The 1504-nt window shown below is 66.1% G+C and carries 3 protein-coding genes; all 3 read right to left on the minus strand.

The features are described 5' to 3' along the window. Positions 1 to 170, minus strand: a 170-nt coding sequence (locus tag ELR45_RS42030) for a WhiB family transcriptional regulator (protein WP_276320671.1), incomplete at its 3' end; no start/stop codon positions are given. A 132-nt stretch (positions 171 to 302) separates the two neighbouring features. Next, positions 303 to 536 (minus strand): hypothetical protein, encoded by a 234-nt coding sequence (locus ELR45_RS08445; RefSeq protein ID WP_129665142.1) that lies wholly within the window; start codon positions 534 to 536, stop codon positions 303 to 305. Between the two features lie 129 nt (positions 537 to 665). Next, the coding region (locus ELR45_RS40570; protein ID WP_240759301.1) for an HRDC domain-containing protein at positions 666 to 1504 on the minus strand (839 nt) is incomplete at its 5' end.

A 1504-nucleotide genomic window follows, 5' to 3' on the forward strand; every position in this document is an offset into this window, starting at 1 on the left:
GCTCGGTCAAGCGCACTGGCCAGGCACTGCGCACGCACAGGGCAGCTCCCACACAGTTCCTTGGCCAACTCGACGTCAGCCGGCGTGTCGGCGAACCACAGCTCCGGATCGTTACGACAAGGGGTTGCCTCGTCAGTGACGAACGCGTCATCGAGGACACTCGCCAACATCATGTGTCCTTCTCACCTCCTTCCCCTTGTGGTGTCTGTTGGTGGCGGAAGCACGTCATGTGCCAAACAAAAAAAGGCCGCGGATCCCGGTGTGCGGGTTCCGCGGCCTGTAGGCGCCGATTCTGGTGAAGATCAGATCGGCGGACCCAAGCTACGGAGACGCACATCACCCTTGGCCACATCGACACGGCGCGTGGTCATCAGGATGTTGTTGCCTGCCTGCGGACGCACTGCTCCCGTCGACGGGGCCTTGACGGGCGAAACGGAAAGACTCCCCACGAACGAGAACCGACCGTCGAGGGCATTAGCGCAGGCATAGTCAGCCAGCCAGATGTCATTCCGCACATGCAGCTTTGTGGTGATCATCCGAAATACCCTCCTCTCGATCAGCTCTCTCAGCCGGACTTTCCGACCCAGGGCACGCTCGGCGCATAGCGCAACAAGGTGCGTGGCTACACTAACGCGCCTGAACGTAAGGGGCAACCTATTTTTTGACTACTTTCGCGTGTCGTCCGTCGCGTGCTCTGGCGAAGCTTCGCGGCACATCTTGAGCACCTCAGGGCCGTACCGTTCGAGCTTGCTCTGCCCGACCCCCGGCACCGCCCGCAGCGCGGCCTCGTCGGCGGGCTTGGTCTCCGCCAGAGCGGTCAGGGTAGCGTCAGTGAACACGACGTATGCTGGCACCTTCTGTTCCTGGGCGCGTTCGAGTCGCCATGCCCGCAGCTGCTCGAAGAGCTCCTCGTCGACCGACGACGGGCAATCGCCGCACCGGCCGAGCTTCCGTGCCGCGGCCTCCACCAGGGCGGTGCCGCATATCCGGCAACGAGCGGGCGACTTGGTGCGGCTCGTGACAGACCGAGAGGCCCGCGTCCCGGCACGCGACTGGCGACCCGGCCGCAGGCCGTCGAGGAAGCGGCTCGGTTTACGCGACCCGCGGCCGCCCGGCTGCCGAGCAAGCGACCACGTCACGGCCAGATGCTCGCGCGCTCGTGTGACGCCCACGTACAGCAGCCGGCGTTCTTCTTCGATCTGCTCAGGCGTCTCGGCGTAGTTCAGCGGCAACGTACCCTCGTGGACCCCGATGACGAAGACGGCATCCCATTCCAGGCCCTTGGCCGCGTGCAGAGAGGCAAGCGTCACGCCGTCCGCGACAGGCGCGTGTTGGGCGGCGGCGCGGGCTTCGAGCTCCGCGACCACATCCGCAAGACTCGCGTCCGGCCGGGCGGCGACGAGATCCTCGGCCAACGCGACGACAGCGGCCAGTGACTCCCAGCGTTCGCGTGCGGCACCGCCACCGGTGGGCGGCTTCGCCGACCACCCGGCGGATGCCAGGA

Source organism: Phytoactinopolyspora endophytica, from assembly GCF_004138495.1.
Classification (GTDB): Bacteria; Actinomycetota; Actinomycetes; order Jiangellales; family Jiangellaceae; genus Phytoactinopolyspora; species Phytoactinopolyspora endophytica.

What these genes read in the sequence shown, in the direction of transcription:
- ELR45_RS08445 (WP_129665142.1), bottom strand. Translation starts at nt 536, where the DNA reads ATGATCACCACAAAGCTGCATGTGCGGAATGACATCTGGCTGGCTGAC.